Source organism: Alistipes sp. An66, from assembly GCF_002161445.1.
Lineage (GTDB): Bacteria > Bacteroidota > Bacteroidia > Bacteroidales > Rikenellaceae > Alistipes > Alistipes cottocaccae.
The window spans coordinates 109584-127776 of sequence record NZ_NFHT01000004.1 but is presented as its reverse complement, the minus strand read 5'-3'; the positions used below and the strand labels follow the sequence as shown (position 1 = coordinate 127776).

The window sequence follows — 18193 nt, the reverse complement described above, 5'->3', positions numbered from 1 at the left end:
ATGTGTATGGTGGTTAATGGTTTGCGATTTTCGCACACAGCGCAACGCGCTCACGAACGAGTTCCATGGCCTCTTCGGAGGCTTGCGCCGCCGCCCGACGCAGCTCCTCGACAGCCGTCCGTTCGTCAGCTGCCGCACGTTCGGCCACGGCCGAGGTGGTCGGATAGGCGCCATTGACGACGATCGACAGATCGTACAGTTTCGAGATCTTCGTCACCACGCGCTGGTCGTACGCCAGCCCGTTCGCCTCGCTGCGCCACGTCCAGACGTCCTCTTCGACCTTAAACTTGAAACTGCACTCGGAGATGTCGCCCCGGCGGACGAGTTCCAGCAGGTCGTTGCCGCGGGTCGTATTCGGAGCATCGAATGCGAAGTAGAGACCGTCGCTCTCGATGCGGATTTCAAGAGTCCCCTCGCCGTTGCGCGAGCGGGCCAGCACATCGGCACAGCCCGTGCCGTGGTCCGTGCACATGATGACGTCCGACATGTCGCACCCGTCGAAGGCGTGGGGGTCGATCTTCTCGATCCATTCGCCCCATATCGGGTTGCTCCACTCATTGAACGGCACGGCGCGGCCCTCGATCCGTCGGGAGGGCTGGCCGTCGGCGCGCTGCTCGACGTGCAGGTCGACGATCCGCATCGTGCGCATCACCGGCCGGTTGATTGCCTTGTCTTTATTTTTGTCCATTGTTCGATGAATTGTTCGATGAATCGACCTCCTGCATGTTCAGCGGACGGAAGAAGGTATCGCCGCCTTCGTAGGCATCGAGATCCTCCGCTGCGCGGATCTCGTTCGGCGACATTGCCCCGATGTTGTACATCTGGCGGTAGTAGTTCGTGCGCGATGCCGTGTCGGCCCGCAGCAGCCCCCGGGCGTCGATGTCGACGTAGAGCCGTCCCTTCTCCGATTCGAGGAACAGTTTGTCGTTCAGCTCCTCCTCGACCTTGGTGATCCACGGCGAGAGGGTCACGTTGTAGAACTCGAGGTTCTGCTGCTCGTTGTTCGAGTAGGTCGAGTGGCTCAAGTCGCCGACCATGTGGGGCGGTACGCCGAAGATGGTCGCAATCTCGTCGATCGACTGCAAACGGGTGGCGATGAACTGCGCATCCTCGGGCGGGATCGTGATCGACGAGTAGTCGAGGCCGCCTTCGAGCAACAGCGGTTTCCCGGCATTCCGGGCCCCGAAATAGTTGTCGGATAGTTGCTTGTAGAGCCGCTTCCACGCCTCCTCGCTCAACTCCGTCGGATTCTTGAAGACGCCGGTCGTGCGGCATCCGTTGCGATAGAACGAGCGGGCGAACTCCACGGAGTTGTTCGCCAGTTCGAGCAGACGGGCGTGGTGGCGGATCGGCGAGAGTCCCAGCAGGCCGTTGACCGAAAGCCCCTTGATGTGCACGACGTCGCGGCTCGGGATCCGGGCCGAGTTGCCGAGGATCGAGTAGAAGATGTCGTCGTCACCCTCCCACAGCGAGACATTCTCCGGCAGGACGAAGTCCAGGCGCGTCGGGTACTCATGGCGGTCGCGCGCGGTGATGAAGGCGAAGGCATTGCCCCGCAGCAGGGCCGAGACCATCAGCGCCTCGCGCAGCGAGACGCCGTTCATCTTCGGGCTCGGCTTGGTCAGCAGCCGCGTCACCGGGTGGTCGGTCCGCAGGATCCGGCGGCGGTCGTCGACACGCTCCTTGACATGGACCGGGAGGGTCGAGAAGCAGTCCGAGATCAGCCTCACGCACGACCAGACGGTCGAGATCTTCAGGGCGAGATCGTCGTCGACGTCCTCCATCTTCCCCATCGTATTGGTGAGGCCGCCCCGGCTGACAATCACCGGAAGACCCGCCCAGGAGGCGGCGCGTGCCACTATGTTGCGCAGGAATCCCATCGTTTGCGATTTTCTGTAACAAAATTCTGCAATGTGCCGCGGAAAAAAGGTTAACGGCGTTAACTTTCGAGGGTTAACGCCGTTAACTTTTTGCAGAATCGCCCCTGCACGCTATTTTGAGCGGGGTCGCCGACGGCGGCAGAATTGGCTGTACGCCGTTTTGAAACTTTGGAAATTAGCAAATCTCCGTTTCCCGACCACCTCGGCATACTGCCGTTCGGTAGCCTCGTAGGCCTGTTCGTTGGTTTCGTAGTAGGCCAGCATCTTCACGTAGCGCTCGTAGAAGCCCTGTGATCCGGAGATGAAGCGCCGGGTGGGCTCGTCCAGTTGGTAATTCGTCGTTGTCTGATCCATGATATCGTTCGTTAAAAGGTTCGCAATCCCCGTTCTTCGTAGATCGACCGGGCCGGCGGCGTGCGCTGGGCGCTCATCCATTCGCCGATGGCCTCGATCGCCGCCACCACGCCGTCGATCTTCTCCGGGCTGCGGTTCTTCACCGGTTTGAGGTTGTCGTTTGCGTCGCGGTAGACCACCACGTTCGAGACCATCCACCGCAGGACCGGATGGCCGTAATGTTCCAAATCCCCCGACCGGACGAGCCGCTCGAACTCTTTGGTCGGCGGCGAGATGTTCGAGATCGACTGCTGGAATCCGTCCATCGGCAGGCCGTCATTCAGCAGGTCGATGACCAGCTGCGAGGAGTTCCACCGGTCGTAGCCGATCTTGCGGATGTCGTACTGCCCGGCCAGCCGGGCGATGTCGCGGCGGATCACGGCGTAGTCGGTGACGTTGCCCGGCGTGACGCGCAGCAGCCCCTGCCGCACCCAGACGTCGATGTTCGCATTCTCGCGCTGCATCTCGCGCCGCGTGCGATACTTCTCCTCGGGGATCCAGAAGAAGGGAAGCAGCTGCGTGCGGTCGTTCTCATGGAAGGCCAGCACCAGCGACGAGAAGTCGTTCACCGACCCGAGGTCGAGACCCGCGTAGCACTCGCACCCCACCAGCGACTCGACGGGCGTCTCCGAGCGGCAGGCGCACCAGACGTCGTCGCCGATCCAGATGTCCGAGGCCTGCACCCAAAGGTTGAAGTTCTTCGTCAGGATGGCGCTCTCCTGCTCGGGCTTCGTCCTCATCGTGTGGTACTGCTCTTCGAGGAACTCGGGCTTGACCGAGGCCCCGAAGCAAGGGTTCGACTTCACCCACGTCGCGGGATCCGAGAGTTCCTCGCGCGAGTCCTGGGTGTAGATCATCGCCAGCAGCGCATCGTCCTCGAAGATCCCCTCGAGCATCTTGATCGCGCTCGACCGGTAGGTGAAGCATGGCCCCGCGAGGTTGAAACCGGCGGTCGTGATGATGCACAGCAGCGGCTGCCGGCGGGCGCCCATCGACGACTTCATGACGGCGTAGACCTCGTCGGTCTTGTGGGCGTGGAACTCGTCGACGATCGTGCAGGAGGCGTTCTTTCCGTCGAGCGTGTTGGCATCCGATGACAGCGGCTTGAAGACCGAACCGGTCGCCTCGTAGGAGATCGACCCGCCGGCCGAGCGGAAGACCTTCGCCCGCCGCGAGAGCGAACAGCGGCGGACCATCTCCTGCGCCGCCCCGAAGCACTCGCGGGCCTGGTCGCGCGTCGTGGCGCAGGAGTAGACCTCGGCCCCCGACTCGCCGTCGGCAAAGAGCATGTAGCAGCCGATGCCCGCCAGCAGGGTCGTCTTGCCGTTCTTGCGGGCCACTTCGAGGTAAGCCTCCCGGAAGCGTCGCGTGCCCGTCGCCGCGCGGCGGAACCCGAAGAGGTTCCACAGGAAGAACTGCTGCCAGGGCTCCAGCTCGATCGGACGGCCGGCCCACTCGCCCTTGATGTGCGGCAGGTGGCGGATGAAGTCGATCGGCCGGGCTGCGGCCCGTTCGTCAAAGTACCAGCCCCGCTCGACGGCCTCGGCCCGGTCACGGAAGTAACGCTCGACAGCCATACGGACATAGCGGCTCACCGGGATGCGCCCATCGCGCACATCCACGGCATACTGCTCGGCCGGATGCAACTGCTTCTTCATGACTGGCCCATGAACTGGTCAAACGGATCGGTGACTTTGGCCGCATCGGCGCGCTCCCTGGCATCGGCCGACTCGACCTGGCGGCGCGACACGGGCGAGAGTCCGAACTGCGCCCCGACCTTGTTCACCACGTCGAGCGAATCCTTGAAGAGCCGCGCTGCAGGGTGCATCGAGACCGACACACCGTTCTGGGTCTTCGTCTCGATGAAGTAGCCCGGCCCGGAGGCGATATCGGCGTAGGCGGTCTTCAGGTTGGCATAGGCTGCCGCGTAGGCCGCCAGCAGCGGGATGTCGAGTTTGGTGAGCACCTTCCAGGAGATCAGCATCCGGGCCGTGCGGTCGAAGATCTTCCGCGCGTCGTCGGCCAGCCAGGAGGGCGCCGTGGCTTTGGTGACGGGTTTGCAGACGCCCCGCGCCGGGGTCTCCGTCTCCGTTTTCGAGGTCCGGCACTTCCGAAGCGTGCCGCGCATCGCCTTGACCTCATCAGGCAGTGGTTTTCTTCCCATCGTGTGTTACTCAAATTATTTTCAGATTTTGGATGTGTGTCTTCGTGACTTGGGTGGCGGTTGGTTAGCGTCAACCCTCCCGTGATTTCGACCCCCTATCCCCCGCAGGTGGTCCGATCGCCTCCAGATCGTAATCCGGACGGGATTCCGACCCGTCGACATCTCCGAATCCGCCGGTCGCTGTTCCGCTCACGGTCAGCCACTTCGCGCGTTAACCCCGCGCTGTCTGAATGCCCGTAAAACCGTAAGAAGGGCCCGAATTTCGTATCATATAAGTCCCGGAAGTAATTATATATACACACCTCATCCGCTCGGCCTGCGGGACGATTCGATGGCCTTTTCGACCAGCTTTGCCGGCGTGTTGCGGATCAGCATCCGGGCGTGTACCTCCTCGGCGTAGATGCGCGTGGTGTTCGTGGTCGTGTGTCCGAGCATATCGCGCACGGTCTCGAGATCGACTCCCGACTCGACCATCAGGCAGGCGCACGTATGACGCAGCGAGTGAGCCGTGATGTTCGGCCGGCGGATCCCGATCGCGGCCAGCCGCTGGTGGACGATCTGGCTGATCGACGTCCGCCTCAACCGGTGGCTGTTCTTCGGATAGGCACTCGCAAAGAGCGCTTCGCCCGGCCGGATGTCGCGGATGGAGATGAAGTCCTCGAGCAGTTCGACGATCATGTCGGGCAGGGCCAGCGCCTCCACCTTCTCGTGGCGGCCCTTGCGCTGGATGTAGAGGACCGGCACGCCCTCCTCCGTGCGGTCGAAGTCGTCGACATTCACCCGCTCGACCTCGCACGTGCGCAGCGCCAGCAGCAACATCATCGCCAGCATCAGCCGGTCGCGCTTGCCCTTGAAGGTGGACGTATCCACCGAATCGAGCAGCCGCGCCGCCTCCTCGGAGGTGAGGCGTCCCTTGCGGTGGCCCCGGTAGCGGACCGACGAGCGGATCCCGGCGCCGATGTCGGAGTAGTAACCCCGCGCCGCGCAGTACTTGTAGAACATCCGCACGGCCGTGACGTAACCGTCGACCGTGAGGGCTGACCTCCCCTGCTGCTCGAGCGCCTGCTTCCAGGCGAGGATGTGGCGTCGGGCTGGGCATCGCGGATCGACACGCTGCGCCGCGAGCCAGCGGAACCAGAGCTGAACCTTCGTCCGGTAGCTGGTCCGCGTGATCTCCATGACATCGAGGTTCTGCATCCACTCGTCGATCACTTCGAGGATCGTGGCGCTGGTGTTCATCGGCGGGCGGTTCGTTTGTGAGCCTCGCGGCCCGACTTCCGGTTATGGCAGGCGTCGCACAGACTCTGCAGGTTGCGCAGGTCGAGGGCAGCACCGCCTTCATTGATCGGAACGATGTGGTCGACGACCGTGGCCTCCGTGACGAGTCCCCGGCGCCGACATTCCTCGCAGAGCGGGTCGGCATTCAGTTTGATCTGGCGCAGGCGGCGCCAGCGCGAGGACTGATAGAAGGCCGAGTTCGCATGAAGGCGGCGGCCCTGGGTTTCGCGCGGCGGCAGATAGGCCCGCCGGGATGGTTTCGGAATGGTTGGCATAGGCTATTTGTTTTTGAGCATTTCCGGATTGTCATGAATGTTGCCGACAATCTCAAAATCGACGTCTTCCAGATCACACGGACACCCCTCACTGATGTCCCACACATTGGAATCCTTGCGTTGGCGGAAAAATGCTCCAAAAGCAAGGTTCACCTCGTCCCAGTCAAACTCGGCAACGTAGTTCCACTGGCCATCCTCGTTAACAAACGGATAATCATCGACCGATATCAAGTCCCCCTCGAAGATCCGCGTCCCGTTCTTGTCCTTCACGCCCGTGAACTGGCCGACCGTCTCCGGATCGACTTCGTACTGATTGAATCCTTTCGGCGCAGGATCCGGGAATATAAACGAATGGCCGCCCATACGCAACAGATCGCCCTCGATCCACTTTCCTGTCTTGATCTCTTTTCCTCGAAACAATATCTCCCGTTTCATCTCAATGCTGTTTTAATGGTTCAACTTCGTCCAGGTCGATGACAAGAGCCCCGGAGAAGGGTTCGCCGTTGTCCCAGATCGTAAACCAGACACGCGGCAGATTCGACGTAATATCCCAGGCCCACGACGTGCCATCCTTACGGCACCACTCGACACGAATCAGCCGGGGATTGTCTTCGTTGTCGTACTCGTCCGAGATACGCATGACCGCATTCGCCCCGGCCCGTTGGATTGCATCGGAGTCGTCATCCGAGAACTGCTCTCCTTCGAGGATCAGAGCAAAGTCGCCTCCGCCCGCCGCATCCTCCTCGCCATGGATCGCGCCACGCATTTCGAGCGTGTCATCTGATTGGCAGAATAGCACCAGCAGGTTATTCTCCGCCGCAATCCGCTCCTGCTCCAGGGTCATCACCTCCACGGATTCGTTTCCATCGAGCAACACTGCCAGTTGCCCCTTCGTCATTGTTTTCATATCCGTTTTCCCAGTTTGATAATGAATGTTTCATGATTCGGTGCGCCCCACTCCGGACGCCCCTGTCCCATCGTGATCCTCCGGCATTCGAACATCATCCGGCGCCGGGTGTAGCCATACGAGAAACACACGGCATCGAAGTGTTTGAATATCGGCCCCACGGAGCAACCGCCGCACAACCTGCCGTCAAATCCTCGCACGTCACACCATCCGAAGGCTCCGTAGCACTCGATCAACCGCCGTCTCCAGTACGGGGACTCCTCCCGGTACTCTTCGGGCTTTTCGCCCCGCTCGATCATTTCATACCACTCCTTTTTGAGCGGCATGTAAAGTATTTTCATATTCCTCGATTTTTCGTTTCATTCGTTCCTCGGCGGCCTCAACTCCGGAGACCTTCCGAGCCAACTTCTCCCGGAACCTGGCGAGTTCTTCGTCAGTATTCTCGTCGAAGAAGAGATTGTTTGCCCGATTCAATGCCACATATTCCTCCATCTTTCGCCGGGCTTTGGTGACTTGAGCCTTGGCGGCGATCAGTCTCCGGAGGTCGTCGGTAAGCCGGACATCATTGCCCAACCTCCGATCGTAGTACGAACAGAACCGACTCACATTCGCCCGGGGGAATCGGCAAACCAACGCCGCCTCCCGCCACCTGATAACCCACCGCCGACGTTCGTAGACCTCGCGCGGGAGATCGTAGGAGAAGATCCGCTCGCTGGATCCGTCGCCTGCATCCTTCGTGAACTCAATGAACACCCAGTGCTGAACGCCCAGTTCCGCCTCGGCGCGGGCATAGTCGCGGGCCAGTTCATACAGGTCAGCGCAGTTTTCCTGTTTGCTCTTTGCCATGGCTTCGGTTTTTATGATGCAACAACACTTCCGATCAGAACAGCGCCAGCTGAACAAAGGTGAACCGGCGAATCTCGTCGTCGATCAGCCGGGTAACTCCTGTCAACGAGTGGCGGATCGTCGCATAGCTGCCACCCTCCGGCAGTCGGTCCCGGTAGCGATCCAGCAGACGGATCTCCTCCTCGGCCACCTCGCGGATCTCGCGAAGAGCGCCGCGGATGGCTTCGTTCTCCGACGGATAGCCCGCCTGCGCACAATCGACAAACCCGCACGGGTGGCTACGCCCCCGCGAAGTATCGAGCCGGACGGAGTAACCGGATTCCCATCGTCCGTTGTCGGACCGGGCCGTGTGGACCTCAAACCTTCCGTGGCGCGACTCGACGGCCACGGGACGGTTCGGATTCAGGCAGACATCGAAGAGGTTGAACCCGAATCCGTACGGACTTGAGTGCACAATCTCGCCGCCGGCATCCGGATGCGCCTTCAGATAGGCGCCCCACTCCTCAAAGGTGAACTCTCGCCCCAGGCAGCGACTCGTGTGGTGAATCTGCCGGCCCATCTTACTCGAGCCCGTTCGGGCGATGCGCGTAGTAGACCTCTGAGAACTCCCGCTCGATGAAGCCGTAGCAGGGAATCGTCACCCCGGAGATAACCGTCAGATCGAAATCGAGGGCGGCGGCCTTCTGGGCGTCGTCCAGATCCGGGTTGTTGCGGACATCATGAACGATCCAGTCGTGGATAGCCGTCGCCGCCGTATCCACATCCTTCGTCAGCAGGACGAACGTGTCGTTGCGGGTCGTGCCCGTGTCGCGATAGCGAAGGGCCACCTCGACCTTGTAGAACTCCGGAGCCTCGCCGTCCTGCTCCTCAGCCGACTCGTTCGGATCGACCTCTTTCTGCGGCTCCTTGATGAAGACGCAGTGGTCGAACATCTTCAGGCCGACAATGTGAAACGGTCCCGAGCAGTTCAGCTCGATCCAGTCTTTGGCCACGTCGAGGGCCATCCGTGCCGAATCGGCATAGAGCAGCAACTTGCGGCGCTTCTTGCCGATGAGGGCCGTCACGCTCCACGGGATCAGCCCATAGGCCGCACGCTCTTCGCCCAGCCGCAGCTGGTTCGTCACCTCGACACACGTGATATCGCCGGCCTGCAGGTGGAACTGGATGCGGGTCAGCAGGTCGTCGTCGATCTTCGTACCGGCGGCCGCGATCAGCTCGCTCCGGTCGACGGAGATAACCTCGCCGGTTTCGTCGTCGAAGAGTTCCTGCGACCACTTCCGCTTGAGCGGCGCAGCCACGTAGAGCCCGAGCATATCCTCCGGCAAATAGGCCAGTCCCCGAAGTTCGCTGTAACGGGTCTGTACCTCCTGATCCAGGGGTTCTGGTGTTGCGTTTGCATTCATGTTTTTCGATGTTTGGTTTGGTTTGCGGATCGCCGGGAGTCGAACCCTGGCAACGGCTGCAACAGGCCGTTGGCATCCTCCGCCGGCGCGGAGGCCCTGCCGATCCATTTGTCAATTCACCATCTGATTCAGCGCGCGGATCCGCCAGCGGACCCCCTGCGGCGTCTGGACCGTCTCGAAATCCTCCGCCCGGTAGAGGCCGCCGTTCGTCGGGAGCATCTGCACCATTTGCAGGTAGGTGTACAACCGGCCGCATTCGGCCTCGGCCTGACGGCGTGTCTGCAGTTCGTGATCCCGGGCGGCATAGGAGGTGAACGTGCAGAAGGCGCTGCGGTTCTTCCAGGCTCCCTTGTTGTCCATTGCCGCCACGATGCGCCGGATGTCCTCGACGTCGTACTTGCGGAACATCCACAGCAGCTGCTGCCGCGTGAAGGGCTCTGCCATCGTGGCGATCTTCGGGAAGCGCTCGCCGATCCACGCCTGCAACGCATCGGCCGCCTCGACCAGCTCCGCCGGAGCCTCGTCCGGTTTTCCCCCTACAACCCCCTTTTCAGAACCTACCGTGTGTGTGTATTCTTCTCTTCTTACTTTCTTACATTCTTCAGTTGTGGTCGCTGGCTGGTCGACGCCTGGTCGGCAGTTGGTCGCATCCTGGTCGTCCGTTGGTCCGACGGCTGGTCGCTCGACCGTTTCGGGCGACTGATATTTTTCGTAATTACAGATCGTTACGATCGTATAGGAGCTGGTCGCACGGCTGGTCAGAAAATCCGATTTTTCAAGTTTTGAAATCGCCGTCCGCACCTCCCGCTCGGAAAGTCCCGTTTCGCGGGCCAAAATCGACCGGCTCGTGACGAGCTGGCCCCGCTCGACGGTGATCCCCCGCCAGCGCTTCGTCTGGAAGTTCGCCATCAGCAGCAGGTGCAGCGCCATCCGCACGCAGTTCGTGTCGGAGTACCACTCCCAGTCCAGCAGGCCGCGGTGTATCTTGATCCACCCTTCCATGGCTATCTTACGACAAAGCAGGTGAAACCTTTCTGATGCCACATCCGGGCCACGGTCTTGTCATCCTCGACAACGAACAGCACCCGACGACGCTCCTCCTCGGTCGTCTCCCGGAAGAACTGGTCGAGCTTCTGGATGTGCTCGGGCCTCTCGTCGCTGTTCTCGCGCATGATGAGCGTATAGTCCCGAGGCTGCATCCCCAGATTCCGCAAGAGCCACTTCTGCGTCTTGTCGCGCACGCTCTCCCGCCGCGACGTGCAGAAGAACACCTCCATCCGTCGGGCATTGAACTGCACGAACGAACAGACGTCTCGTTTGGGCAGATCGTCGAAATTGTCCCGATAAAAGGCCTCCCAGTCTACCGGGAACTGTTCGAGCAACCGACGGCGCCGCAATCCCACTTCGGAGATTGTCCCGTCGATGTCGACGACCATGATTCGTTTCTCCTCTTCGCGTTTCATATTCCAGTCAATTAGCAATTACCATTCAGGGCGCACGAACCGGAAAGGGTTCGGCATACAATCGAGCCCGCGACGCTGTTCTTCGAGACGGGTCCGTTTCTCGACAAAACCCCGACGTTCGGCATATAGCTTCATCAGCTCGGGATCCTGCTTGATCCGTGCAAGTTTGAAGACCACGGCATTCCGCGTCCGACCGAGAGCCGTCGCGATCTCATCGCGCGTTTTACCGTTCGCAACCATTTCGAACAGGCGGAGCGTCTCATCGTCACTCCATCGGCTATGATATACTTCGGATGCGATCATGGCTGCAACGACGCTTTCAGCTGCTGCGGGGCATAGAAGCGATCCAGGAATTTCGTCACCTCCCGCGGATCATAGAGGAAGGTCCCGTCGCCCATGACGAGGTATTTGAGTCCGGATCGCCGCCACAAGGCGTGCGTCTTCTCGCTGGTGACGCCTGTCGCCCGCCCGAGTTCCTCGCTACCTTTGAGGTAGAGAACCGGGACCTCTCGATTCAATTTGACTTTCATATCGCTCTATTCTATGGTGTATTCAATCGTTTCGCGGCGGCCCCGGCGGGCGCGTCGCGCCGTTCGTTCAAACTCCCCGCCGCTGAACACATAGGTGCAGAACAGCCCCAGCAGACAGGCGGCACCGATGCGGCGCCCGATCTCGGCCCGATAATACCAGACAACCAATGCCTGAATCGTCCGATTGCCGTCCAGATCACCCTGCAACTTGTCGTACATGACCGACAGCGTATTGGCCACGGCCTGGTAGGTCACGTGCAGCGCTTCGGCAATGCGGGAGATATTCCCGCCGCGGGTCTCGATCACCGCCTGCATCACTCGGGTCTCGGCCGGCGAGAGGCTGTCTGCATCGCGTTTCATAGGCCCCAGGGTTGCGTTACCTGGTGACGGCGGAAGATCGTCTCGATGCCGCTCCGCTCGATCGGCGAATGCGGCGTGATCCCCCACTGCCGGTAGTAATAGGCCGAACGGCTCAAATTGCCGAGGACTTCACGGATCTCCATGCGCACCTCGGCAGCTTCGCGACGGTCGCGTGCAGCCACCTCGCGAATCCCCTTGGTGAAGGAGTTGTCGGGATTTCTCTTGTCAAAATCCATCTTCGTTTTTTGCTTTTGTCCAAAAAATTGTAAATCTTTACATTTTAAATTGTCCAATTCGCCGTACTTTTGTTGTACGATTGATTGGACAATGCAAATATAGAATAAAACTCTACAAAAATCAAAATTATATAGATATTTTTTCAATATATTTTATATGCGTATTATTGACAGATTCGACAAATACATGACTACCAAAGACTTGAATGACAATCAAGTCACGGTATCCTGCGGTCTATCTGTTGGACTATTGGGCAAAGCACGACGAGGAGACAGCGATCTCGGCAAAAAGGCCATTGATAAAATATTGAGTTTTTATCAAGACCTGAACCGAGTCTGGCTTCTAACAGGCGAAGGCGAGATGCTGAAAGAATCGACAGACGCAACAGTTCCGCACAACCGGATCCGCTACTGGGTCGATGTGGACGCAACGGCCGGAGGCATCACGCTGTTCGACGATCAGGTGACAACCAAATACATCGACCTCGACATCCCGGAGTTCCGCGACTGCACGGACGCCGTGAATCTCTACGGAGACTCGATGCTTCCTCTCTACAAGAGCGGACAGATCATCATCCTGAAGGAGTGGATGGAGTCATTCATCGACTACGGCAACGTCTATCTGGTCATCACAAAGAGAGGCAACCGCATGGTGAAATACCTTCGCAAAGGTTCGGATGCGCAGCACGTGCTGTGCGTCTCGGAAAACAAGGACTTTGACCCATTCGAGATCGAGAAGGAGGACATCCTGCGCCTCTACCTGGTCAAGGGCGGCATTTCAAAAAATACACTCTAAACATCACCTTATGAAGAAACTCCTCCTCCTTTTCACCTTGATCCTTGCGGTTTCCTGCTCGGAGAACAAATTCGAACAGATCGAATATTTCAAGAGTTCCGACAGATTCCGCGTGTTTGTCTATGTCGCCCCGACTGCGACCATCGAAGAGATCAAAGCACACGCCAGTTCGCAGATGTGGACGGAGCGCAAAATAACCGAGGTGCTGTACTACCGTTCTAATCCTTTCGGACCAAGAACAACCGGAAGCGTGACCATGGCAAAGTCCTTCCAGGAAGCATACCAAAAAGCGGTTGTAGAAGGTTGCATCCTCCGATGCCAGATCGACAACTTCGGGAACAAATATTTCAGCGAAACACCATATGAGGACAAGCTGAAAGCTATTGAAGAATCTAACAAATAAATCCACAAATATGGACTTCAAAGATCAAATCAAGCAGTTGAGCGACCGCGTTGTCAAGCTCAAAGAAAATATTCTGACCGAAGAGGCTACCAAAACAGCGTTCATCATGCCGATGATTCAGACACTCGGCTATGATGTATTCGACCCTACCGAAGTCGTTCCCGAGTTCACCTGCGACCTCGGAATCAAAAAAGGCGAAAAGATAGACTATGCCATCCACAAGGACGGACAGCCCATTATCCTGATTGAATGCAAGCACTGGAAAGAGGATCTGAATTCCCACAACGGCCAACTGTTCCGCTATTTCCATGTATCGAACGCACGTTTTGGCATCCTGACAAATGGAATCGTCTATCGGTTCTACACCGATTTGGTAGAGAAGAACAAGATGGACGAGAAGCCCTTCTTCGAATTCAATCTGGAAAAATACAGGGAATCACAGGTCGAAAAGTTGCGCGAATTCCACAAGAGTTATTTCGATGTCGACACGATTCTCAATACGGCCAGCGAGCTGAAATATACGAACGAGATCCGGAACGCCATCGTCCAGGAGGTGAACAACCCCAGCGATGAATTTGTGAAGTATTTCGCACGTCCGGTTTATCCGGGACGTTTCAACGATGTAACATTGGAACAGTTCCGCGCTATTGTCAAGCAGGCATTCGCACAGTATGCGAACGACTATATGAACGAGCGCCTGAAATCCGCAATTGGATCAGATGCGGTCGTGGAGAATCGGGCCGAAGCAAAGGCAGAATCTCCGGTTCAGAGTCCGCGCGCGGAAGAGGTTCAGACCGATGAGCCCGAAAACAAGATAACAACAACAGACGAAGAGCTGCAAGGTTTCTACATTGTTCGAGCTATTCTATACCCCGAGATCGATGACATAACTCGGGTCGTTCAACGAGACACGCAATCATATTTCGGCATTCTGCTTGACGACAACAACCGCAAACCGATCTGCCGTCTGCACTTCAACAGTTCGAACAAATACATTGAAACCTTCGATGCTGATAAGAAGGGGACCAAGCACCTGCTCGAATCACTGAACGACATCTACAAATATCGGGACGAGATAATATCAGCCTATAAAATGTACTAATAACATGTCATGGCCTAACGATCATATATTTCCGGGAGCAGAGGAACATATCCGGAAACAAAAACAAGACCGATGCACGGAATTGACAATTGAGGACATCGAAGCAAACAGAAGATATCGAGCCTTCAGTCGAAAAATAACCACACGGTCATACTACATAGCAATTGCCACATTTATTGTGTCGGTGATATCGTTGGTCATATCCATTTGTAAATAAGCCATTGCGCTTGCAAAACACTTGCAAAAAAGAATATATAAATTATAAACATCTGATTACAATACACTTGGCTTTAATTCATAATCATGAGGTCGAGAGTTCAAGTCTCTCTCCCGCTACCAATTAAAAGCCAAGCACTTACAGCAATGTGAGTGCTTTTATTTTATCCTTTTGCCGCCCGACACGGATCAAACCTCGATATCTCGGTGCATCCCAGTCAGGTCTTTATTCGAAGTGGCGCTGCTTCTGATTCCGCCACCCGGCTGCGCGCTATCAGACACGCCCCGAGAACCGCGGCATCCGCTCCGCTCGGATGGGTGATGATCGATACATTCTGGCTCATCAGTTTGAGCGAATATTTCCGGACGGCAAGTTCGATCGGTTGCAGAAAATAGCACGGCTCGGCCTGCGCAAGATTGCCGCCGATGACTATAACCTCGGGATTGAAAATGTTGATCAGTCCCGCAATATGATGGCCCAGTTCACTCCCCGCCTGCATCACAAGCTCGATGCAGAGCGGATCCTCCCGCTCCACGGCATCGATGATATCGGCCGTGGTCACAACCTCCCCGCGGCAAACCTTCGACGCAAGAAGCGACGCCTCTCCCGACCGGATCCGTTCGAGAAGCTTGCGCTGGATCGCCCGACCCGAAACCTCCGTCTCGATACAGCCCGTCTTGCCGCAATGACACAGAATATTGTTGTTGTACATGTGGATGTGGCCGAATTCCCCCGAGTAGCCGTCCTTCCCGTGGCAAAGCTTCCCGTCGATAATGATGCCCAGCCCAAGACCCCAGCCGATATTGATGTAAAGCAGATCGTCGTACTGCTTGTTGAACCCCGACATGTAGGCTCCGTAGGCCATGGCCTTGGTATCGTTTTCGATGAAAACCCGCATCCCGAGCCGCTCGCTCAAAATATCGGTCAGAGGAGTGTCGACCGTCTCCTCGAAATTGAACGTCGTGGCACTCGTCCCCGTCCGGCTGTTCACCCGACCCGGAACATTGATATTGATCCCGGCAATACGCTCCGGAGCCATGCCGTCGAGGCCGGAGATGAATTGCTGGATACGATGGCACACCTCGTCGAGCGTCCCGCGCGTGTTTTCGAGCCGAAAGTCCGTATAGCGTTCGATACGCACGGGCTGGCCCACGAAATCCACCAGCCCGATGTTGAGCTCGAAGGCTCGCATGTCGACCCCCATGAAGCAGGGACAGGCCTCGGGCTGCACGCCGTAACGCACCGTACGGCGACCCTTCGCATGCAGGCAGATACGATCCATCTCGATGATCTGCCCCGCGGCAAGCATCTCCGAAACATACTTGGCAATGGTCGTCAGGCTGAATCCCGTCGCCGTGGCTATCTCGGGAACCATGAAGGTGCCGTTCTGCATGATGTGCTGCATGATGCTGCTGCGGACCGCTCCGCGGACGGTACGTTCCGATACTCCGGTGGTATATTCTCTTGCCATGTCTCCTTCCTTCTTTATTACAAATTTACGATTTATTCCGCAGAAATAAACCGGATATTTAAAATTTCGGCTCTTATACGGTAAATACGGTCACGGAAAGTACGGTTCCATCGCCATCCGGCAAAAACAGGGTCCTGCCGACAGACGGCAGGACCCTGTTCCCGGACGAAACCCGGAACGGATGTCACTCCATGTTGTCGGTCGTCGGTTTGAGCACGCAGAGCTGGATGAGCAGCGCCACGGCAATCACACCGCCCAGCAGTGCGAAACCCAGCCCGAGGTTGCCCCCGTCCGCCCAGCGGCCCAGGACCTCGGTACAGGCCGCACCGGCAAATACGCCGGTCATGTTCATGATTCCATATGCTGTCGCGCGCTGGCGGACCGGAACGAACTGGCACAGGATCGGCATGTTGTTCGTATCGAACATGCCGTAGCCCACGCCGAAGCAAAGGCCCGCACCCACCGCGGCAAACGTGCCGTGTCCGAGACCCAGCAGCACCAGTGCCGGAACCATCAGTCCGAGGCCGATGGCGCTCGTGTAGATGCGTCCCCGCAGGTTGCGTTTGACCCACCGGTCGGAAAGCGGCCCGCCGATCATCACGCCCAGGAACGACGAAAAGGCGATCGTGAACGTGGAGATCGGTCCGGCCGAGGACATCGGAACCCCGAGGCTCTCGGCAAAGAGCGTCGGAAGCCAGTTCTTGGTGGCCCAGCCGGGCAGCGACGACGAGGCGAAATAGAAAAGAACGACCCAGAAGGCGATGTTCGAAAGCAACAGCCCGAAACTGCGCCAAACCGAAAGATCGCTCTTCGGACGCTCGGCGGCAGGAACAGCCACAGGTCGGGATTCGCGGTTCTCATGCAGGAAGAAGATCAGCACGACGGCATAGGCGATGCCGATGATGCCGAACCAGTGGAAGGTCGCCTGCCAGGAGAACATCGAAGCAACCGTCGCTCCGAAACCGCCGACTGCCTGGCCGACGTAGAGTCCGGTCATGTGGATGCCGATGGCAAAACTCCGCGCCTTGCCCGTGTGGTAATCGGCAATCAGCGAAAGGCTCGCCGGAATATAGAGCGCTTCGCTGATGCCCATCAGGGCCCGCAGCCAGTAGATCTGCGAGAAGGTCGTCGAGTAGCCCATCAGCAGCGTCACCGCGGACCAGACGCCGAGCGATCCGACAATCAGCCATTTGCGGCTGATCCGGTCGGCAACGGCGCCGGCAACGGGACTCACAAGTCCGTAGATCCAGAGGAAAATGGCCATCAGACGCCCGAAATTGACGGCCGATTCCAGTTCGGAGATGTCGACCTGCATCGACTCGCGCATCGTCGAGAGCATCTGCCGATCCATGTAATTCAGCAGCGCCACAACCCACAGCAGGCAGACGACGATCCAGGGATAGTATTTCTGCAATTTTGCGTTTTTCATGATTCTCACTTTCGGTTATCGGTTCAAAGGTCGATCCGCCACACCCGGGACGTGCGGATCCCGGGACGGGTCTCGCCGCCCAACATCACTGCTCCGTCACACGTCGCGACAAGAGCCGCCCCGGCCCGTGCCGCACGACCCGAAATTCCCGCCTGGCTCCACGCTCCGGTCGTCGGGTCGAAGAGCCAGAGTACGTTCCGGAAACGGGTCGCCGCAGGCGGCTGCGACAGGTAGTCGCGCATCTGATCCGCTGGCAGGCCCAGCGCCGCCGAGAAGATCGCCCGGTCGACACCGCCCGCCACCAGCAGCCGGCCGTCGGCAAGCTTCACGCCGGCCGAGCCGGTCATCGTCCCGCCGTCGGGAAGCCCTGCAATACGTTCCCAGCGGCCCGTCGCCGGATCGCAGCAATAGCCATGATCGGCCACGCGGCGTTCCGCAGGATCGAAGCCGCCCCAGACATAGAGCCGACCCGCCGAGGCGAACGCCACCGGCTGAACGAACGGTTCGGGAAGCGGCGGAAGCGATTGCCAGGTCCGGGCGCCGGAGCCCATGTCGCAGGCGAGGACCTCGCACGAGGGTTTCCCGTCGACCAGCCCCCCGACCAGATAGAGCACGCCGCCATCGGAGGCCGCCGCACCCTGCTCGACGGCAAAAGGCAGGTCCGGAAGGCTCCGCACCACGACCTTGCCGCCCCGCGGACGGAGCGACAGCACCCGACGCAACGGTCCCGAGGCATTGGCCCCGCCGGCAACAATCAGCTCGTCGGGGAGCTGCCAGGTCATGCCGTAGGCCATCGGCTCGGGCAGATGCCCGGCCGACCGCCACACCGGTTTTCCTTCCCGCAAGCCGCGCAGCGTCCAGATACCGTCATAAAAACATTTGGCACCCCCTTCGGCAGCCGGCGTCTCCGCAAAATTGGCCCCGCCGGCGGCAATCAGCGTCCCGGAGACCTCACCGGCGCACAGCGCAGAAACACCCTGCGCAAAACCGGCATCGCACGGCCCGATCTCGGGCAGCGGCTCGAAAACGGCCCCCGATTC

At 58.8% G+C, this 18193-nt stretch carries 24 protein-coding genes and 1 pseudogene; 3 read left to right on the top strand and 22 right to left on the bottom strand.

The features are described from left to right. Positions 1-13: 13 nt before the first annotated feature. The 19 genes from B5G16_RS04575 to B5G16_RS04485 all read right to left on the bottom strand — a co-directional run bounded on the left by B5G16_RS04575 (position 14) and on the right by B5G16_RS04485 (position 11735). On the bottom strand, positions 14-688 hold the full coding sequence (locus tag B5G16_RS04575) for an HK97 family phage prohead protease (RefSeq protein WP_087261656.1): 675 nt from the start codon (positions 686-688) through the stop codon (positions 14-16). Further along, complete coding sequence (locus B5G16_RS04570; RefSeq protein WP_087261654.1) at positions 675-1880, bottom strand: phage portal protein; 1206 nt, start codon at positions 1878-1880, stop codon at positions 675-677. Before B5G16_RS04570 ends, B5G16_RS04575 begins: the two co-directional genes overlap by 14 nt. A gap of 111 nt (positions 1881-1991) precedes the next feature. Continuing rightward, positions 1992-2234, bottom strand: coding sequence for a hypothetical protein (locus B5G16_RS04565; RefSeq protein ID WP_087261652.1), 243 nt, complete (start codon positions 2232-2234; stop codon positions 1992-1994). A gap of 11 nt (positions 2235-2245) precedes the next feature. Continuing rightward, the gene (locus tag B5G16_RS04560) at positions 2246-3931 is read right to left on the bottom strand and encodes a terminase large subunit (RefSeq protein WP_087261650.1); all 1686 of its coding nucleotides are present in this window, start codon (positions 3929-3931) and stop codon (positions 2246-2248) included. After that, positions 3928-4437 (bottom strand): phage terminase small subunit P27 family, encoded by a 510-nt coding sequence (locus tag B5G16_RS04555; protein WP_087261648.1) that lies wholly within the window; start codon positions 4435-4437, stop codon positions 3928-3930. The genes B5G16_RS04560 and B5G16_RS04555 overlap by 4 nt, the downstream gene beginning before the upstream one ends. Positions 4438-4740: 303 nt before the next feature. Next, on the bottom strand, positions 4741-5676 hold the full coding sequence (locus B5G16_RS04550) for a tyrosine-type recombinase/integrase (RefSeq protein ID WP_087261646.1): 936 nt from the start codon (positions 5674-5676) through the stop codon (positions 4741-4743). Then, positions 5673-5990, bottom strand: a complete 318-nt coding sequence (locus B5G16_RS04545) for an HNH endonuclease signature motif containing protein (RefSeq protein WP_087261644.1) — start codon at positions 5988-5990, stop codon at positions 5673-5675. Before B5G16_RS04545 ends, B5G16_RS04550 begins: the two co-directional genes overlap by 4 nt. Positions 5991-5993: 3 nt before the next feature. Then, on the bottom strand, positions 5994-6425 hold the full coding sequence (locus tag B5G16_RS04540; RefSeq protein WP_087261642.1) for a YopX family protein: 432 nt from the start codon (positions 6423-6425) through the stop codon (positions 5994-5996). Between the two features lies 1 nt (position 6426). After that, positions 6427-6897, bottom strand: a complete 471-nt coding sequence (locus B5G16_RS04535) for a hypothetical protein (protein ID WP_087261640.1) — start codon at positions 6895-6897, stop codon at positions 6427-6429. After that, positions 6894-7238 (bottom strand): hypothetical protein, encoded by a 345-nt coding sequence (locus B5G16_RS04530; protein ID WP_087261638.1) that lies wholly within the window; start codon positions 7236-7238, stop codon positions 6894-6896. The genes B5G16_RS04535 and B5G16_RS04530 overlap by 4 nt, the downstream gene beginning before the upstream one ends. After that, positions 7198-7743, bottom strand: a complete 546-nt coding sequence (locus tag B5G16_RS04525; protein WP_087261636.1) for a hypothetical protein — start codon at positions 7741-7743, stop codon at positions 7198-7200. The genes B5G16_RS04530 and B5G16_RS04525 overlap by 41 nt, the downstream gene beginning before the upstream one ends. A gap of 34 nt (positions 7744-7777) precedes the next feature. Then, positions 7778-8302, bottom strand: coding sequence for a hypothetical protein (locus B5G16_RS04520; protein WP_087261634.1), 525 nt, complete (start codon positions 8300-8302; stop codon positions 7778-7780). 1 nt (position 8303) lies between these two features. Next, positions 8304-9146: a hypothetical protein gene (locus tag B5G16_RS04515; protein ID WP_087261632.1), complete on the bottom strand. Its 843-nt coding sequence runs from the start codon at positions 9144-9146 to the stop codon at positions 8304-8306. Between the two features lie 111 nt (positions 9147-9257). Further along, on the bottom strand, positions 9258-10148 hold the full coding sequence (locus tag B5G16_RS04510) for a hypothetical protein (RefSeq protein WP_087261630.1): 891 nt from the start codon (positions 10146-10148) through the stop codon (positions 9258-9260). Positions 10149-10150: 2 nt separating this feature from the next. Then, positions 10151-10609 (bottom strand): phosphatase domain-containing protein, encoded by a 459-nt coding sequence (locus tag B5G16_RS04505; RefSeq protein WP_087261628.1) that lies wholly within the window; start codon positions 10607-10609, stop codon positions 10151-10153. A gap of 18 nt (positions 10610-10627) precedes the next feature. Continuing rightward, positions 10628-10912 carry a hypothetical protein gene (locus tag B5G16_RS04500; RefSeq protein WP_087261626.1) on the bottom strand — a complete coding sequence of 95 codons (285 nt, stop codon included), beginning with the start codon at positions 10910-10912 and terminating at the stop codon, positions 10628-10630. Continuing rightward, positions 10909-11139, bottom strand: coding sequence for a hypothetical protein (locus tag B5G16_RS04495; RefSeq protein ID WP_087261624.1), 231 nt, complete (start codon positions 11137-11139; stop codon positions 10909-10911). Before B5G16_RS04495 ends, B5G16_RS04500 begins: the two co-directional genes overlap by 4 nt. Positions 11140-11145: 6 nt before the next feature. Continuing rightward, a complete protein-coding gene (locus B5G16_RS04490; protein WP_087261623.1) occupies positions 11146-11499 on the bottom strand; it encodes a hypothetical protein in 354 nt (117 codons plus the stop codon). Beyond that, complete coding sequence (locus B5G16_RS04485) at positions 11496-11735, bottom strand: hypothetical protein (protein WP_087261621.1); 240 nt, start codon at positions 11733-11735, stop codon at positions 11496-11498. Before B5G16_RS04485 ends, B5G16_RS04490 begins: the two co-directional genes overlap by 4 nt. A gap of 361 nt (positions 11736-12096) precedes the next feature. On the opposite strand from B5G16_RS04485, the gene B5G16_RS04480 reads away from it, so the two are divergent. The 3 genes from B5G16_RS04480 to B5G16_RS04470 are packed head-to-tail and all read left to right on the top strand — an operon-like array spanning position 12097 to position 14036. After that, complete coding sequence (locus tag B5G16_RS04480; RefSeq protein ID WP_087261619.1) at positions 12097-12531, top strand: S24 family peptidase; 435 nt, start codon at positions 12097-12099, stop codon at positions 12529-12531. A 10-nt stretch (positions 12532-12541) separates the two neighbouring features. Then, positions 12542-12934 carry a hypothetical protein gene (locus B5G16_RS04475; protein ID WP_087261617.1) on the top strand — a complete coding sequence of 131 codons (393 nt, stop codon included), beginning with the start codon at positions 12542-12544 and terminating at the stop codon, positions 12932-12934. A gap of 10 nt (positions 12935-12944) precedes the next feature. Further along, positions 12945-14036 (top strand): type I restriction endonuclease, encoded by a 1092-nt coding sequence (locus B5G16_RS04470; protein ID WP_087261615.1) that lies wholly within the window; start codon positions 12945-12947, stop codon positions 14034-14036. Positions 14037-14470: 434 nt separating this feature from the next. On the opposite strand, the gene B5G16_RS04465 is transcribed toward B5G16_RS04470, so the two are convergent. From B5G16_RS04465 to B5G16_RS13000, 3 genes and pseudogenes are all read right to left on the bottom strand, one after another. Further along, the gene (locus B5G16_RS04465) at positions 14471-15724 is read right to left on the bottom strand and encodes an ROK family protein (protein WP_087261613.1); all 1254 of its coding nucleotides are present in this window, start codon (positions 15722-15724) and stop codon (positions 14471-14473) included. 184 nt (positions 15725-15908) lie between these two features. Next, entirely contained in the window at positions 15909-17153 is a 1245-nt protein-coding gene (locus B5G16_RS04460; RefSeq protein ID WP_087261611.1) for an MFS transporter, read from the bottom strand. Between the two features lie 23 nt (positions 17154-17176). Continuing rightward, positions 17177-17806: pseudogene (locus B5G16_RS13000) on the bottom strand (hypothetical protein); the annotation flags it as partial. Positions 17807-18193: the final 387 nt, after the last annotated feature.